At 70.8% G+C, this 15836-nt stretch carries 14 protein-coding genes and 1 pseudogene; 7 read left to right on the plus strand and 8 right to left on the minus strand.

Going from position 1 to position 15836, the window contains the following annotated elements; all coding sequences use genetic code 11:
- Positions 1 to 487 precede the first annotated feature (487 nt).
- Positions 488 to 2614, minus strand: coding sequence for an NB-ARC domain-containing protein (locus ACYVOM_RS32785; protein WP_460307444.1), 2127 nt, complete (start codon positions 2612 to 2614; stop codon positions 488 to 490).
- A 503-nt stretch (positions 2615 to 3117) separates the two neighbouring features.
- Between ACYVOM_RS32785 and ACYVOM_RS32790 the strand changes: the two genes are divergently transcribed.
- On the plus strand, positions 3118 to 3264 hold the full coding sequence (locus tag ACYVOM_RS32790; RefSeq protein ID WP_460307445.1) for a BP74-related protein: 147 nt from the start codon (positions 3118 to 3120) through the stop codon (positions 3262 to 3264).
- Here ACYVOM_RS32790 and ACYVOM_RS32795 read toward each other — a convergent pair.
- Positions 3219 to 3779, minus strand: a pseudogene (locus ACYVOM_RS32795) (SDR family NAD(P)-dependent oxidoreductase); the annotation flags it as partial. The gene ACYVOM_RS32790 and the pseudogene ACYVOM_RS32795 sit on opposite strands and share 46 nt — an antisense overlap.
- A gap of 522 nt (positions 3780 to 4301) precedes the next feature.
- On the opposite strand from ACYVOM_RS32795, the gene ACYVOM_RS32800 reads away from it, so the two are divergent.
- From ACYVOM_RS32800 to eno, 4 genes are all read left to right on the plus strand, one after another.
- Positions 4302 to 5276, plus strand: a complete 975-nt coding sequence (locus tag ACYVOM_RS32800; protein WP_460307446.1) for a fumarylacetoacetate hydrolase family protein — start codon at positions 4302 to 4304, stop codon at positions 5274 to 5276.
- Between the two features lie 82 nt (positions 5277 to 5358).
- A complete protein-coding gene (locus tag ACYVOM_RS32805) occupies positions 5359 to 6348 on the plus strand; it encodes a C-terminal binding protein (protein ID WP_460307447.1) in 990 nt (329 codons plus the stop codon).
- Positions 6345 to 7346 (plus strand): phosphotransferase family protein, encoded by a 1002-nt coding sequence (locus tag ACYVOM_RS32810; RefSeq protein ID WP_460307448.1) that lies wholly within the window; start codon positions 6345 to 6347, stop codon positions 7344 to 7346. Before ACYVOM_RS32805 ends, ACYVOM_RS32810 begins: the two co-directional genes overlap by 4 nt.
- The gene (gene eno, locus ACYVOM_RS32815; protein WP_460307449.1) at positions 7343 to 8683 is read left to right on the plus strand and encodes a phosphopyruvate hydratase; all 1341 of its coding nucleotides are present in this window, start codon (positions 7343 to 7345) and stop codon (positions 8681 to 8683) included. Before ACYVOM_RS32810 ends, eno begins: the two co-directional genes overlap by 4 nt.
- Before the next feature lie 72 nt (positions 8684 to 8755).
- Here the strand turns inward: eno and ACYVOM_RS32820 are convergent, their stop codons facing one another.
- The 6 genes from ACYVOM_RS32820 to ACYVOM_RS32845 all read right to left on the minus strand — a co-directional run bounded on the left by ACYVOM_RS32820 (position 8756) and on the right by ACYVOM_RS32845 (position 13609).
- A complete protein-coding gene (locus tag ACYVOM_RS32820) occupies positions 8756 to 9004 on the minus strand; it encodes a hypothetical protein (protein ID WP_460307450.1) in 249 nt (82 codons plus the stop codon).
- Between the two features lie 5 nt (positions 9005 to 9009).
- Positions 9010 to 9549 carry an aromatic-ring-hydroxylating dioxygenase subunit beta gene (locus ACYVOM_RS32825; RefSeq protein WP_460307451.1) on the minus strand — a complete coding sequence of 180 codons (540 nt, stop codon included), beginning with the start codon at positions 9547 to 9549 and terminating at the stop codon, positions 9010 to 9012.
- Positions 9546 to 11000 carry an aromatic ring-hydroxylating oxygenase subunit alpha gene (locus tag ACYVOM_RS32830; protein ID WP_460307452.1) on the minus strand — a complete coding sequence of 485 codons (1455 nt, stop codon included), beginning with the start codon at positions 10998 to 11000 and terminating at the stop codon, positions 9546 to 9548. Before ACYVOM_RS32830 ends, ACYVOM_RS32825 begins: the two co-directional genes overlap by 4 nt.
- Positions 10997 to 12070: an NAD(P)/FAD-dependent oxidoreductase gene (locus ACYVOM_RS32835; RefSeq protein ID WP_460307453.1), complete on the minus strand. Its 1074-nt coding sequence runs from the start codon at positions 12068 to 12070 to the stop codon at positions 10997 to 10999. Before ACYVOM_RS32835 ends, ACYVOM_RS32830 begins: the two co-directional genes overlap by 4 nt.
- A 191-nt stretch (positions 12071 to 12261) precedes the next feature.
- Complete coding sequence (locus tag ACYVOM_RS32840; protein WP_460307454.1) at positions 12262 to 12444, minus strand: ferredoxin; 183 nt, start codon at positions 12442 to 12444, stop codon at positions 12262 to 12264.
- 229 nt (positions 12445 to 12673) lie between these two features.
- Positions 12674 to 13609 carry a LysR substrate-binding domain-containing protein gene (locus tag ACYVOM_RS32845; protein ID WP_460307455.1) on the minus strand — a complete coding sequence of 312 codons (936 nt, stop codon included), beginning with the start codon at positions 13607 to 13609 and terminating at the stop codon, positions 12674 to 12676.
- 189 nt (positions 13610 to 13798) lie between these two features.
- Between ACYVOM_RS32845 and ACYVOM_RS32850 the strand changes: the two genes are divergently transcribed.
- Positions 13799 to 14794 (plus strand): flavin reductase family protein, encoded by a 996-nt coding sequence (locus ACYVOM_RS32850; protein ID WP_460307456.1) that lies wholly within the window; start codon positions 13799 to 13801, stop codon positions 14792 to 14794.
- Positions 14795 to 14900: 106 nt separating this feature from the next.
- Entirely contained in the window at positions 14901 to 15827 is a 927-nt protein-coding gene (locus ACYVOM_RS32855; RefSeq protein ID WP_460307457.1) for a VOC family protein, read from the plus strand.
- The last annotated feature ends 9 nt before the right edge of the window (positions 15828 to 15836 follow it).

A 15836-nucleotide genomic window follows, 5' to 3' on the forward strand; every position in this document is an offset into this window, starting at 1 on the left:
CCGCACCTGTCCCTTCGGAGAACGGCTCCCTCGTGTCGGTGCGTACCGGTCCCTCGGCTTTGGTGGCTCTGCTGGAAAGGTTCCCGTACCCGTGTGTCGGAAGTCCCTGCGTTTCGGCGTCCGAAGTGGACGAACACCTCGTGTCCCTCGTCGACGCGACTCTCTCGGCTCGGTCTGCGATCGCCGACGTGATGGTGCTGCCTGCGTGTGCCGTCGGATTCCTCGACCAAGCGTTTGCCGGGTGGGCGGTGGCGGTCATCATGGAACCGCCCGGTGGCGCCCGTGTGCTGACCCGCACGGGGTGGTCGGCTGACCTCGTCCATGCCGCGGGAACCAGGACCAGACCCGAGACATGGGCCTCATACGGCTCGCTGGTGCATGCGTGGCAGGTGACGGGACGTTCGCTGGAAGGACTGGACGATGCCGTGCTGTCCGTCGGAAGGGACCGCCATCATGTCCGAAGCCATGGCGAACGGCGTCCCGGAGGTCACGGACCCGGTGCATCGAGCGAGGCCAACCGCTCGGCGATCTGGTGCCGTTGCGGCGCGTCGAGATCGGCGTAGATGTTCAGGGCCGACGTCAGGTGCCCTCGAGCGGCTTCGCCGTTGCCGAGACGCTCCGCCAGTGCGGCCAGGCCCACATGGACATTCGCGAGCACGTGCTTCGCCCCGGAGTGTTCCGCGATCACCAGGGCCCGGCCCAGGGCTTGCTGCGATTCGGGTATCCGGGCGAGGCGCAGGTAGACCTCCGCGACCGTGGTCAGCACCTTAGCCTCATTGTAGGGATCGGCGGCCTGGGCGAAGTACTCCTGTGCGGTCTCCAGATACTCGGCGGATTCAACGTCCCGTCCGAGGTCACGGAGAGCCTCGCCGAGTCTTCGGGTCATGAGAGCGATGCCTCGAGGACGGCCGAGCCGCCGATGCAGGGCCGATCCCTCGGCGAACGCCTCGATCGCGCGCTCTGGCAGGGAGAGGCCCAAGTAGGCCACCCCGAGTCCTTCCAGGGCCGCGGCTTCCGCAAGGGGGTGGGCGGCCTCACGGGAAAGTCGCACGGCTTCGGCGTAGAGGTCGGCTGCCGCGGCGAACTCCTCAAGGTTCAAGTGCGCGGAGCCGAGTCCGCTCAGCATCCGGGCCTCGACGGTGGGCTCTGCGCACGATCGCGCAGAGTCGAGACCGATGCGGTAGCAGGCCAGCCAGGAGCGGTAGTGCTTGTGATGGACGAACAGCCCCCAGAGCGCCTCGCTCATCTCCCACACCGAGGCATGAAGCGCGCGATCATGGGCGGCGCGTTGGAAGGCCAGCAGGCTGACGAGGTTGTCCTCCAGCCATTGTGTCGCCTCGGCTCTGTCGGAGAAGCGCCGGTGTGGGGGCAACTCGTAGAGGGGGCCGAGGTGCCATCGATCGGGGATCAGGATTCTGTCGGCGGCCACGGCTGTCGCCAAATGGTGGTGAAGCAGGCGTCCGAAGGCCGCGTCTCCATCGTCGGCGGCCGAGGAGAGCTCGGCCACGTCGCGGGCGTACAACCGAAGGAGATCGTGGAAGCGGTACCTCCCGGACTCGTCCTCGACGATCAGATTCGCGCCCACGAGGCCGTCCAGCAGCCTCGCAGCCTCGACGACGCCGACCCCCGCGACGACTGCCGCTGACTCGGTATCGAAGTCGGCTCCGGGATGGAGGGAGAGCAGGCGGAAGACCCTCGCCGCCTCAGGCTCCAGCTCCCGGTAGGAGACGTCGAACACCGCGTGTACGGAGAAATCCTCGTCCGAACTCAAGACCGCGAGCCGTCTCCTCTCGTCGGAGAGTTCCTCCACCATGCGGGAGATCGGCCAGCTCGCGCGGACCTTCAAACGAGCGGCGGAGGTGCAGAGGGCGAGCGGCAACCGGCCGCAGAGCCTGGCGAGCGCACGGGAGGCCTGAGGCTCGGCCTCGGTGCGCTGCGCACCGAGGATCCCGTCGAGCAGCCGAACCGCGTCGTCCTCGTCGAGAGGGTCGATGGAGAAGAACGAGGCCCCATCGAGAGCCAGCCCGGACAACCGCAGCCGCGTCGTGACCACCACGAGGGCGTCACCGTGTCCGGGGAGAAGTGGACGGACCTGCGCCGCCGAGACCGCGTTCTCTAGCATGATGATCAGTCGGCGCCCCGCCGTCACGGATCGGTAGAGCGCCGCTTGTTCGTCCACTTCGTGGGGAATCTGCTCCGGATTCAGGCCCAGCGCTCGCAGGAACCCTTCTAGTGGTTCGCTGGGAGGGGAGGGATCCACGTCGGAGAATCCGCGCAAATCGGTATAGAGCTGGCCGTCCGGGAATTGCTCGCGGACCTGATGTAGCCACGACAGTCCCAGCGAGGTCTTTCCGACGCCGCCGGAACCGGTCAGCACGACGATCCTCGGCCGTCCGTCCGTTCCCACGCCGTCGCTCACTCGCCGCAGCGCGGACAGTTCGGCACGGCGATTGGTGAAATGTGCTGGTCGGGCACGCAGTTGCGCGGGTACGGGAAGGCGAGAGGGCGCACCGACATGCAGATCGCCTGCGATATGGCCCACTTGGACAACGGAGCCCGTCACGGCCCCCTTGAGGTCGTTGTGGATGGCGCCACCAAGATCGTCGCCGGTCATGGAATGTCGTCACCTCAGTGATTCTGGAGTGATCAAGAGTCGGTGCATCGTCGCGCCTTGCGCCAATCTACATGAAGTGGTGGTGTGTCGATCATCTTGTGGCATTCGACCTATCGTCCGATCAAGCTCAATGATCTTGTCGGCTCCGGCCCCCGATCTATTTTGGTACGACCATTTTTGTCATTCAAGTAAGAATTGCATCGTGTGTCGGGGGCAAGAGTGCAGGTCGGGGCGGTGTAGTCCTCCTGGCGTGCTTGTCGTCGGGAGGCGATGATCCGTGTCGCAGAAGGAAATTCGGGCACCGCCTGCCGTAGCACTCGCCGTTGTGGGCGCCGTTCGCACGGCCGCCGCTGGCCACGGGTGGGTAACGCCGTTGCCAAGAACGGTCCTCGGGTCGAGGGCTGCGGCTGGCTAATGATCTTCTCGGACGGAGAACTTCCGGCATGGGCGGGGGTGTTCTCCGGCCGCCGCCCGCGGCTCGGGCCTCCGCCGGAAGGAGACGTATGCGCCGTTCACTTACCCTGCTCGCGAGCGCCGTCCTGCTGTTGGGCCTGGCCGCCGTTCACCTCGACGAGGCCTGCGGCGCGTTCCTGCCCGGCTGCCACTACTGCCCCTGGTCCTCCCGGCTCGTCGACGAGGTCAAGGTCTGACACACGTCGGCCCGCCGACCGCCACCAGGCGGCCGGGCGGGCCGACCTCTTACGGCGGCCACGACGCGGACCCGGGGCTCCGCCCTTCCCATGGCCAGTCCGGTGACATGGGTGCCCTGGGCCGCGAGTTCGAGCCTGATCCCGTTCGTGAGCGCCCACGCGGCAGCCTTGGACGCCGAGTAGGAGTTGGAGTTCTCGTAGGCCATCCACGCCATCACCGACAGGACGTTGAGGACGGCGCCGCCGCCCGCCGCGAGGACGGGGGCGAAGGCCCGGACCATCCGCAGCGGCCCGAAGTAGTTGGTCTCCATCTCCAGGCGGATGTCGGACTCGGGCCCGTCGACGAGGTTCGCGAAGGTCGAGACGCCCGCGTTGTTGATCAGCAGGGTGGTGTCCGCGGCCTCGGCGGCGGCCCGCGCGACGGAGGCCGCGTCCGTGACGTCGAGGGCGAGCGGAACGACGCCCGGCTCGCCTCGACCGTCGCCGACATGACCCAGGCCCTCGGCCGCCTCGACGCCCTTCTCACCGACGCGGCCGACCGCACCCGGGCCTGAGCCCGCCCCGCCCCCGCGGCGCCGATGGGCTGGCGGTCCCGGCGCTCCTCATCCGGATCCCGGAAGCGGCCCCGCCTCAGTCGTCACCCACCCTCACCGGTCCGCCGGACTCCGAACAGGGACTCGGCGTTCGCGCCCAGGACGGCGTCGCTCAGGAAGTCGAGTGTGCCGAGCACGTCATCGGCTCCCCGACGGCCCCCGTTGGAGTATTTCCGCGCCCGCCCCGGCGATCGCTTCCTCGGCGTCTTTCACAACGGCGGCCTATCGCACGGTGTTCTCGTCCCGCCACTATGCCCGCATCTCCCGGCCGCGGAAAATCAACCGTGCTGATACCAGCTATCGGGCCAGGCCGCGGGGCCCGGGTCGGCCTGCGGTATTACCTCGGAGCTATTCACTGTGTGAATGGCTGAGATCGCCGCGAATCATTTCCGCCCAGGTGGGCCCGATGGTGGGATGGGATGAATACATGGTGAGGAGACATGGATGCGTTACGCCAGTTTCGTCTACCGCGGTCGGCGAACCGCCGGGGTCGTTCAGGGCCAGTTGATCCACCCATTGGACTGCGCCCTGGCCGAACTGATCGGCAGGGGCGGATTCGAGGTCGGCCACGCCACCCGCCGGGCGTTGCTGAGGCGCGGCATTCCGCTCGCCGACGCGGTGCTCGTCGCCCCTCTGGAACCTCCCACGGTGCGGGATTTCGTCGCCTTCGAAGAGCACGTCGAAGGCGTGCGGCGCAGCGTTTCGGGCGAGGAGGGCGTGCCGGAGCAGTGGTACGCGGCGCCGACGTTCTACTTCACCAATCCCTATGCCGTCGTCGGCACCGGAGCCGACATCGCGATGCCGCCGGGCAGCCGGGTGCTGGACTTCGAACTCGAAGTCGCCGCGATCATCGGCAGGCCCGGCCGGGATCTGACGCCGGAGCAGGCCCGGGAGCACATCTTCGGATACGCGATCTTCAATGACTGGTCGGCTCGCGACCTGCAGGGCGCGGAGATGGAGGTCGGGCTCGGGCCGTGCAAGGGCAAGGACTTCGCCACGACGCTCGGACCGTGGATCGTCACCGCCGACGAACTCGAATCGCACCGGGACGCGGACGGGTTCCTGCGACTCGGCATGAGCGTCGAGGTCAACGGGCGGGAGGTCGGCCGGGACCTGCTGTCGAACATGGCCTGGCCCTTCGAGGACCTGGTCGCCTACGCCTCGCGCGGCACCGAGGTCCGTCCTGGCGATGTGCTGGGTTCGGGCACCTGCGGCAACGGCGGCTGCCTGGCCGAGCTCTGGGGCCGGTCCGGGCAGCGCGTCCCGGCGCCGCTTTCTCCCGGGGACGTGGTCACGATGACCGTCGAGGGAATCGGCGGCATCACCAACACGATCGTCGAAGGCATCGGCCCCCAGGCCATTTCGCGGGCGCGTATTCGGCCCCGCACCCGCCCGCACGGCGTCGCGCTCACCTCCTGAGGGCTTTTCCACTGGAATCGGAGACCCTCACCCGCAGTGGTGACGGGGCCCCGCGCATTTCCCGGTAAGAAGGATCGAATTCATGAGACCCACAGTCCTGGTCACCGACTACGCGTGGCCGAACCTGGATGTCGAGCGCGCCGTTCTGGACGCCGATTTCCTGGTGGCCAAGACCGGAGACCGAGATGAACTCCTCGATCTCGCCCCTGCGGCCGACGCGATTCTGACGTGCTGGAAGACCGTCGACGCCGCAGTGCTCGACGTCGCGGCCAGGTGCGTCACCGTCGGCCGCTACGGCGTCGGCCTGGACAACATCGACGTCGCGCACGCCACCTCGCTCGGCATCGTGGTGTCCAACGTCCCCGACTTCTGCGCGGACGAGGTCGCCGACACCACCCTGCTGCTGATCCTCGCCTTGGCCCGCCGCCTCGCCCCGCTGTCCGCCGACGTCGAAGCCGGGGGATGGGACAACCGCGCGGGCGGCATGCCGGTGCGGCTCCGCGGAAAGACGATCCTGCTCGTCGGACTGGGCGGCATCGCCCGCCGCGTCGTCCCCCGGGCGCAGGCGCTGGGCATGGAGGTACTCGCCTACCGCAGCGGCAAGGGGCCGGGCGACCTGCCGGCGGGCGTTCGCACGGTCGGCGACCTCGCCGAGGGGCTCGCCCGGGCAGACGTCGTGTCGCTGCACTGTCCGCTGACGCCGCAGACGCGAGGGCTGATCGGCGCGGACGAGTTCGCGGCGATGAAGGACACCGCCTACCTGGTCAACACCTCGCGCGGCGGACTCGTCGACACCGAGGCGCTGGTGAACGCCCTGGACTCGGGGACCATCGGCGGTGCCGGGCTCGACGTGACCGACCCCGAGCCGCTGCCCGCCGGGCACCGCCTGCGCGGCCATCCCCTCGCGGTCATCACCCCGCACGTCGGGTTCTACTCCGACGGATCGGTCGCCGAACTCGCCCGGAAGGCGGCTCGCAACGTCGCCGACGCGCTGCGCGGCGTGCGCCCCGCCTCGATCGTCAATCCCGAGGTGCTCACCGCCTCGGCACTGCGCATGAAGGAAACGCGATGACCTCCCAGCCGCCGAGCGAGGCCACGGACCTGATCGGGCATCTCGCGGCCCGCGGCCTGGTCACGGCCCCGGACCGGACCAAGGCGCTCCCGCTCACCGGCGGCGTCTCCAACGACGTGTTCGCCGTCTCCGGCCCCGGGATCGACGTCGTGGTCAAGCGCGCGCTGCCCGTGCTGCGCGTGGCGCGGCAGTGGGAGGCCGACGTCGCGCGCATCGGCATCGAGGCGCGGGCCCTGCGCGCCGCGCACGCCCGCACGCCGGAAGCGGTTCCCGCGGTCCTGGACTTCGACAGCGGCTATCTGGTGATCGAGCGGGCGCCCAGGAGCTGGACGAACTGGCGCGACGACCTGCTCGCGGGGGTCGTGGACACCGAGGTCGCCCGCGCCCTGGGCCGGGCTCTGGGCACCTGGCAGAGGCACACCGCGGGGGACGGCGCCCTCCTCGCGGACTTCGGCGACCGGACGGTCTTCTCGCAGTTGCGCGCCGACCCCTTCCACCGGGAGGTCGCGCTCGCGCACCCGGATCTCGCACCGGCCGTCGAGGAGACCCTCGCCGCGATGTTCGGCGCCCGCGACTGCCTGGTGCACGGCGACCTGAGCCCGAAGAACATCCTGGCCTCCGCCGGGCAGATGTGGGTGCTGGACTGGGAGGTCGCCCACATCGGCGACGCCACCTTCGATCCGGCGTTCCTGCTGAGCCACCTGCTGCTGAAGAGCGTCCACGCACCCCACCGGGCGGCCCTGCACCGCGGACTCGCGGAGACCTTCCTGAGCACCTTCACGCGGGAGGTGAAGGACGCCGTCGCCCACGACCCGCGCCAGCTGGTCCGGCAGATCGGCGTCCTGCTGGTCGCCCGCGTCGACGGCAAGAGCCCGGCGCCCTACCTGACCGAACCCGAGCGGCTGCGCACCAGGGCCCTGGGCCGCGCCCTGCTCACCGACCCCCGCCCCCACGACCGGATCGACGGCGCGCTGCGCGCCTGGGAGATGATGAAATGACGACCACCACCGCCATCACGGCCCTGCACGCATGGGAGGCCCTCGACTCGCGGGGCAAGCCCACCGTGGGGTGCGAGGTCACCCTGGCCGACGGCGGCCGCGGCAGCGCCGTCGTGCCCTCCGGTGCCTCGACGGGCACGCACGAGGCGCGCGAGCTGCGTGACGGCGATCCCGGCCGGTACGCGGGCAACGGGGTCCTGAAGGCCGTCGGCCATGTGGCGGGGGAGATCGCCGAGGCGGTGCGCGGACAGGACGCGGCCGACCAGAGCGCCCTCGACCAGCTGCTCCGCGACCTCGACGGGACGCCCGAGCTGGGCCGCCTCGGTGCCAACGCCGTCCTGTCGGTGTCGATCGCCGCCGCCGTCGCCGCGGCCGCCGGCACCGGGCGGGACCTGTGGGAGCACGCCGCCGCCATGGCCGGACACGACGGCGAGGCGCCCCTGCTGCCCGTGCCGATGGTCAACATCATCTCCGGCGGCGCCCACGCGGGCCGCTCCATCGACGTCCAGGACTTCCTCGTCGTGCCGCTGGGTGCGCGCTCCTTCGCCGAGGCGATCGACTGGGCCTCCCGGGTCCGCGCCGGCACCGCCGAGATCCTTGCCGGGCGCGGCCTGCCCGTCGCGCTCGTGGCCGACGAAGGCGGCCTGGGGCCCGTCCTGCCGACCAACCGCGAGGCCCTGGAGCTGCTCTGCCGGGGCATCGAACGGGCCGGACTGCCCCTGGACACGGGAGACGGCACCGGCGTCGGCATCGCGATCGACATCGCCGCGACCCAGTTCTTCGACGCCGACGGCCGCTACACGCTCGCCGCCGAGGAGCGGCGCCTCACCTCCGCCGAACTCGTCGCCGAACTGGCCCAGTGGTGCGCCGACTACCCCATCGTCTCCCTGGAGGACGCGCTCGCCGAAGACGACTGGGAGGGCTGGACCGCGGCCACCCGCGCGCTGGGCACCGCCCGGGGCGGGCAGCATGTCCAGCTTCTCGGCGACGACCTCTTCGTCACCCACCTGGAGCGCCTGGAGAACGGCATCACCGCCCGCGCCGCCAACGCGGTGCTCGTCAAGCCCAACCAGGCGGGCACCCTCTCCGACGCCCTCACCGTGGTCCGCCGCGCCCACGCCGCCCGGTACACCACGGTCCTGTCGGCCCGCTCCGGCGAGACCGAGGACACCTGGCTGGCCGATCTCGCCGTGGGCTGGCACACCGGCCAGATCAAGGTCGGCTCCACGATGCGCTCGGAGCGCACGGCCAAGTGGAACCGCCTCCTCCAACTGGAATCCGCGCTCGGCGCCAAGGCCGTCTACGCGGGCGGAAGGGAGCTCTCCCGCTTCGCCTGACCTCCCCTGCGCCAAGGGCCGCGGGGCGGAAGGACTCCTTCCGCCCCGCGGCCCTTCGCGCGGGGTCCTCGCTCAGCCGTCGGAGGACTCGGCGTCCAGGGAGATCACCAGATCCGACAGCGCCTCGGGAGTGAAGCAGGTCAGCGCGTCCAGCACGACGGGGTCGAGCAGGACGCGGCGCCCGCGCCGTGGCGATTCCAGCAGCAGCCGCTCGCCGTTGCCGGTGACGACCGGGGTGAACCTCACCAGGGCGAACTCGTTGGACAGGCTCTGGGTCGGCCCCTGAGCCGCGGCTTCGTCGCCGTGCACCGTTTCCTCCATGGCGATCAGAACAGGAACGACAGCGCCGCACCCGGAAGGACGACGTGGTCGAGGTACACCGTACGGCCGGCCAGGCGGTACTCGCCGTCGTCTCCCCGGCGCAGCACGTCGCGCCGCTCGCCGGCCCACAGCTCGGGGGTGAAGCGGGAGCGCTCGCGGTGGAGGTGGAAGGCGCTGCGGACGTCGACGTGCGCGTCGTCCTGGCCGGGGGTGACGACGACGCCGCTGACGACGCGGCGCAGCCGGGAGGGCGGGTCCTCGGCCCAGGCGTGGTCGCCGTGCAGCCGGTCGATGCGCATCTTCAGGGTGAACCAGTTGTCGTGCATGTGAAAGGAGCCGTCCGGGTAGTCCGGCAGGTTGCTGGTCAGCTCCCGGGGGACCAGGACCGGGACCCGGTAGGTGACGTCCTGGGTGAGCAGGGCGTGCCATTCCGGCAGGCGGCGCATGTCGTCGAGCAGCATGCTCTCGTAGTCGATCCAGGACCGCACCGCGGCCTCGGTCTCCGGGGCCACGCGCGGCCGCGGCCGGGTCGAGGGCTGGTTCACGGGGTCTCCTCCTTCGGCTCGCCGCAGGCCGCCGGGGCTGTGCTCTGTGGGGCTGTGCTCGGTGAAGCGGTGCTCGGTGAAGCGGTGCCGGGCGGGGCGGTGTCGGGCGGGGCGGTGTCGGGTGCGCTGATGCGGGCGAGCCACTCGCGCTGGAAGCCGCGGATGTTGCCTTCGCTCATCGCCGTGTCGTAGGACTCCCCGGGGCCGGGGTGGTCGGGGATCGGGCCGCCCGAGCTCATCCCGGGCGTGCCGACCTGGTAGTTGAAGCCCATGGCGCGGTCGCGCACGAACCGGCCGGCGCCGATGCGGGCCGGGCCGTTCCACAGGGTGAAGTCGTCCTGCTCGATGATGCCTGACGCGTTGAGGACGAACAGGCCGTCCCGGTAGGACTTCGTCCGGTAGTCCTCGGGCTCGGCGACGTAGGACACGAGCCAGGAGACGACTTCGGTCTTCGTCGCGCCGCGCGGCTGGTAGAGCCGCAACTGGGTGTGGATCAGGGTCTGCCGGGTGACCGGGTCGAAGGAGAAGCCGCGGTAGAACCCGAAGTTGGGGAAGATGACGCCGCCGAGCGGCATGCGCTCGTCGTTGAACCGCTGCTGGTCCTCGGTGAGACCGCTCTGGTCGAACAGGTCCCACACCTGCCTCGGGTAGGCCCAGGGCGCTTCGATGGGCATTCCGGTGCTGCGCAGATCCCAGGAGAACAGCGCGTGGCCCTGCCCGGGGTTGAACATCGCGTAGGAGTCCTGGGCGCGGATCAGGCCGCTGGCCATGCCGAGGTCTTCCAGGCTCTTGTGCACGTGCGCGACGTGCAGGGGGTCGCCGCAGTAGTTCTCGGTCCCCGTCTTCCAGTTGCCCTCCAGCATCGCGCGCTCGGGCTCGCCCATCACGACGGTGCCGCGGGAGTCGAGGTCGAACATCGACTGCAGGTACCAGCCCATGTCGCCGAGGTAGTCGTCGAAGGACGGGGCGTCGGGGTCGGGGCTGGCGAAGACCAGGCCGTACTTGACCGCGACGTGCGGGGCGGCGAGCAGGCCCCAGGACGCCGCGTCGAGCTTCTTGTAGGCCAGGGTGCGGCGCGGTGCGGACGCCCAGGTGCCGTCGTTGCGGTAGGTCCAGCCGTGGTAGGGGCAGCGGAAGTGGGAGCTGTTGCCCTTCGCGCCCCGGCACACGGGCGCGCCGCGGTGGCGGCAGGCGTTGTACAGGACGTGGATCCGGCCGTGCTCGTCGCGGGTGACGATGACCTCGTCCGCACCGAGATGGCGCAGGACGTAATCGCCGGGCTCGGCGATCTCGCTCTCGTGGGCGACGAACAGCCAGGACCTGGCGAAGATCCGCTGGAGTTCCGCCTGGTAGACCGCTTCGTCGGCGAACGCCGCGACGGGGAACGTGCCTTCGTTCAGGCCTGAGGCGGCTTGGTCCAGGATCACCTGGAGGTCGTCGGTCGGTGTCATCTGCTCTCCACTGGGCTGGGGCGGGGTGGGGTGGTGCGGGAGGGGGCGCCGGTCAGGGTCGCCAGGGCCGTCTCGGGGGCGGCGCGGGCCGCGACGTGCCGGGCGAGCCGCGGAGACCAGGCCGGCGCGCCGATCGTGAGGGCTCCGGTGAGGATTCCGTCGCACGAGTACAGGGCGGCCAGTCGGTCGCCGTCGCGGTGCAGGTGGTGCAGCAGGTCGCCGGGCCGCAGGTGGCCGTGGAACTGGATCTTCGTCCCGGCCTGGTCGGACCAGAAGTAGGGCGCGAACGCCGCTGCGGCGGTCGCGTCTCCCGTGATCGCCGCGGCGACCGTGTCCGCGTGCCTGAGGGCGACCTGCCGGTGCTCGACGCGCATGGCGCGGCCGAACAGCGGGTTGTCCCAGCGGCAGACGTCCCCGGCGGCGAAGATCCGCGGGTCGCTGACCGACCGGCAGGCGCTGTCACAGACCACTCCGTCGTCGACCGCGACCCCGCTGCCCTTCAGCCAGGAGGTCGCCGGGGCCGCTCCGGTGCCGACGATGAGCAGGTCGGTCTCCACCACGGCGCCGTCGGCCAGGACGACGCGCTCCACGCGCTCGCGGCCTTCCACGGCGACGACGGCGCAGCCGGTGCGCAGGTCGACGCCCTGGCGCCGATGCGCCTCAAGGACCGCGCGGCCGATCTCCGCGCCGAAGCGGGACAGCGGCAGCGGGGCCTGCTCCAGCACGACGGGCGCCAGCCCGAGGGCGCGTGCGGCCGTTGCGATCTCCAGGCCGATGAAGCCGCCTCCCAGCAGCACCGGACGCCGCGCCCTGCGCAGTTCGGTGTGCAGGGCCGCTGCGTCGTCCAGGGTGCGCAGGCAGAAGACGCCGTCGAGGTCCGGCAGGTCCTGCGGCATCCGCGCCGCCGACCCCGTGGCCACGACCAGGCGGTCGAAGGGCACCTCGGTGCCGTCATCGAGCGCGATCCCGCCCTCCGCGAGATCGAGCCGCTCCGCCCGCACGCCCCACCGTCGCTCCACCCGCAGCGAGGCGAGTTCGGCCTCGTCGGTCAGCGCGGGCGGGCCGGCCACGGGCGCGGCCTCCGACAGCAGGGCCTCCTTGGACAGGCGGGCGATCGTAGGGCAGGTGGCGCTCGTCGCCCACGGAGACCAGGTCTCCTTCGTATCCGGCCAGCCTCAGCGCGCGCAGCACGCTGAGGCCCGCCAGGGAGGCTCCCACCACGACGACGCGGGAGACCTCGCCATCCGTCATGGGCACGGGGTCACTCAACGGTGATCGCACGTTCCGGGCAGCCGCGGGCGGCCCTGCGCACCGCGTCGGCCCCGTCGTCCCCGGGATCGGCCTCCAGCAGGACGGCGAGCCCGGTCTCGTCCTCGACGTCGAACACCGCGGGCGCCTCGAGCGCGCAGATGCCGTGCCCGGCGCATTTTTGCCGATCGAACATCACTTTCATGAGAAGACTTCCCTCGATGAAGAAATGCCGCGAGCGCCATCGCACATCGCGTTGACGGCATCCGGCGGCAAGGGATGGGCGGTATTTCGGCAAGTGCTTCGATGAGCGGGCATCGGCTGCCCGCTATCCGCATGCCGATGCTAGGAGTGATCCAGCTCACTGTGAAATCAATGTGGCGGATAACAGCTATCGGCGCCGTCGTGCGGCTCCGGCCGCGCCGTCAGTCGCGGTCGTGGTGGTCGAACTCCAGGCGGGCGGTCGCCATGAGCTCCTGCCGCAGCCAGACATGGCCCGAGTCGCGGTCGCGGCGCGGATGCCAGAAGGCCGAGTGGCTCAAAGACCGCAGCGGGAAGTCGGGTTCCAGGACCGTGACCTGCGCCGCGGGCGCGACGCGGGTGGCCAGCCGCTCGGGAACGAAGGTGATCATCATGGTGTCGGGGAGCATGAAGGCCAGCGAGGTGAAGTTGGAGCCGGTGGCCTCGGCCGAGCGGTCGACGCCGAGTTCGTCGAGCGAGTCCTCCACCAGGCTGGTGCCGCGGGGAGGGGCATAGGCCAGGTAGGGCCACTGGCCGAGGTCGTGCGCCGACAGGCGCTCCCGGCCGGCCAGGGGATGGCCCTCCCAGACGACCGCGACGAACCGGTCCTCGATCACCTTCGCGCTGGACAGCGCCTCCCGGTCGTCCTTACCGACGAGCCGGTCCGGCATGATCGCCAGATCGACCTCGTCCCGCTTGACCTGCTCGAACCAGTCGACCGGGACCGCGCGCAGGTTCATCCGGACGCGGGAGGCCTGTCCGCCGAGCCGCGCCAGCAGGGGCCGCAGCAGCGCGATCCCGACGTAGTCGCTGGCCAGGACCGAGAAGGTGCGGGCGTCGTGCTCGGGGTCGAAGACCGGCGGTTGCAGGATGCTCTGCTCGATCGTGGCGAGCGCCTCCCGGACGGGCTCGACCAGCGCCTCGGCCCGCGGCGTCAGCGCCAGGTGCCGGCCCTGGCGCACCAGGAGCGGATCGTCGAGCATCTTGCGCAACCGCGACAGGGCGGTGCTGACCGCGGGCTGGGACAGGTGCACCCGCCGGGCGGCCAAGGTCACGTTCTTCTCTTGCAGCAGTGCGTCCAGCACGACCAGCAGGTTGAGGTCGAATCTGCCCAGTTCCATCGCGCGCGGCTCCTCGAAGACCTCCGGGCAGGGGGTGGCCGCCCGGCCGTTTCGACACTATCGGCGCATGTGACCTGCGATACAACGGCTCGGCGCGTCCGGTGGCGCTCGGCCCACCTCATAGCTGGTATCCGTTGCGCGCATGATCCACCACCGGGACGCGGGCCGGCGCGTCGCTACCGTCCGGACATGGCCTTCGTCCCACCACCGGCCGCCGGCCGGTCCCCGCACGGCCGACCCACCGCCTCCCGTCCCGTGATCGCCGCGGGCGGACCGCTGGTCGTCTCGGCCAAGACCCTTGTCTCGGCGTCGCTCGTCGCGGTCGACCTGTGCGACCCGCGCGGGCTGCCGCTGCCGCGCTGGTCGGCGGGCTCGCACGTGAACCTCGTGCTCGCCTCGGGCCTGGTGCGGCCCTACTCGCTCTGCGGGCGTACGGACGACCGGAGAGTCTGGCGGATCCTCGTCCGCAGGCACGCCGGCTCCCGGGGCGCCTCCGCCCACATTCACGACAGCCTCAAGGCCGGCGACCGGCTGCGGCACCTCGGAGTGGTTCCCGGACTCGTCCTCGGCAGAGCCGACCGGTACCGGTTCCTGGCGGGCGGGGCGGGCATCGCGCCGCTGATCCCGCTGGCCCGCCTGGCCGCCTCGGCCCGTGCGGCCTGGTCTCTGACGGTGTTCGGAAGAGACGCCCTCGCGGTGGCGGGCTGGGACGAGATCGGCGATCTCCGGCCCGCGATCACCACCGCGCCCGAGGCCAGGCGCGCCCTGACCGGCACGATCGAGGGCCTGGAGCCCGGGTCCGCGGTGTACGCGTGCGGCCCCGGCCCGTTCGTGGACGCGGTCGAGAACGCGATCGCCGGGCGGCCTGACCTCGCCCTGTTCCGGGAGCCGTTCGACGCGCCCGCGGCCGACCCGGGCGCGGCCATGGAGATCGTCCTCGCCCGTTCGGGGCTGTCCTTCTCGGTCCCCGCGGGCACGTCGCTGAACGAGGGGTTGCGCGCTGTGGGAGTGTCCGTGCCCGTGGCGTGCGGGGCGGGGTTCTGCGGGGCGTGCGCCGTCGGGGTCGTCGAAGGCGTTCCCGACCATCGGGACCGGCTCCTGTCACCGAGCAGGAGGGCCCGGGGAGACGTGATCCTGACGTGCGTGTCGCGTTCGCGGACTCCGCGACTCGTCCTGGACCTCTGAGCGAAAAAGCCGGGCGGGACGTCATAGCAGCTATTGCCGACATTGATTTCCGGAGCCGCGTCACCGGTGTCTACCTTTCACGGGAACCCGTGATGAAGGAGTTGTCATGTCGGAGATCGCAAAACTCGGATATGTGGGAGTCGAATCCCCCGACCATGCTGAATGGCGCACCTGGGCGCCGGAGACTTTCGCGTGCATGCTCGGCCCCGACGGCGACGACGGGGCCGTGCGCGTCAAGATCGATGACGCCGACTACCGACTCTCGGTCCATCCGGGCGAGGAACACCGGCTCGCCTACGTCGGGTGGGAGGTCCTCGACCACCGCGACCTCGACGCGCTGTTCGCCCGGCTGGAGAAGGCCGGCGCGAACCCGCGGCGTGCGGACCGGGCCCTGTGCGAGGCGCGCGGCGTCCAAGAGCTGGTGACGTTCACCGACCTCTACGGGCAGCCGCACGAGGCGTTCTCCTACCAGTCCAGCGGCTACCGCGACTGGGACCCGCCCCGCCCCCACCAGGGCTTCGTCACCGGGGACCAGGGCCTCGGGCACGTGGTGTTCGTCGTGCCCGACGCCAAGGCGGCGTCGGAGTGGTTCACCGACGTGCTGGGCTTCCAGACCACCGACATCGTCCGGCTGCGCCCGCCGCTGGGCGACATGTGGTTCCTGCGCGCGAACCCGCGCCACCACAGCATCGCCTTCCTCCAGATGGACGGCATGCTCGGCCTCCACCACCTCTACCTGGAGTGCAACTCCCTCGACGACGTCGGCTACGCCTACTACGACGTCCTGGGCGGCGACCGGAACCCCGACCTGCTGATGAACCTCGGCCGCCACATCGGAGACCAGACCGTCTCCTTCTACATCCACAACCCAGCCGGGTTCTTCATCGAGTACGGCTGGGACGGCCTGCCCATCCCCGAGACCGAGGCCCGCTCCCCGCGGTACATCGACGTCGGCAAGGGCAAGCGCGCCGAGATGTGGGGCCACCACTTCACGATGCAGCCCAACGAGACCGTCCGCCCCTACCAGGGCTGAAGGAGGACC

The sequence above is a fragment of the Actinocorallia aurea genome (assembly GCF_054783995.1).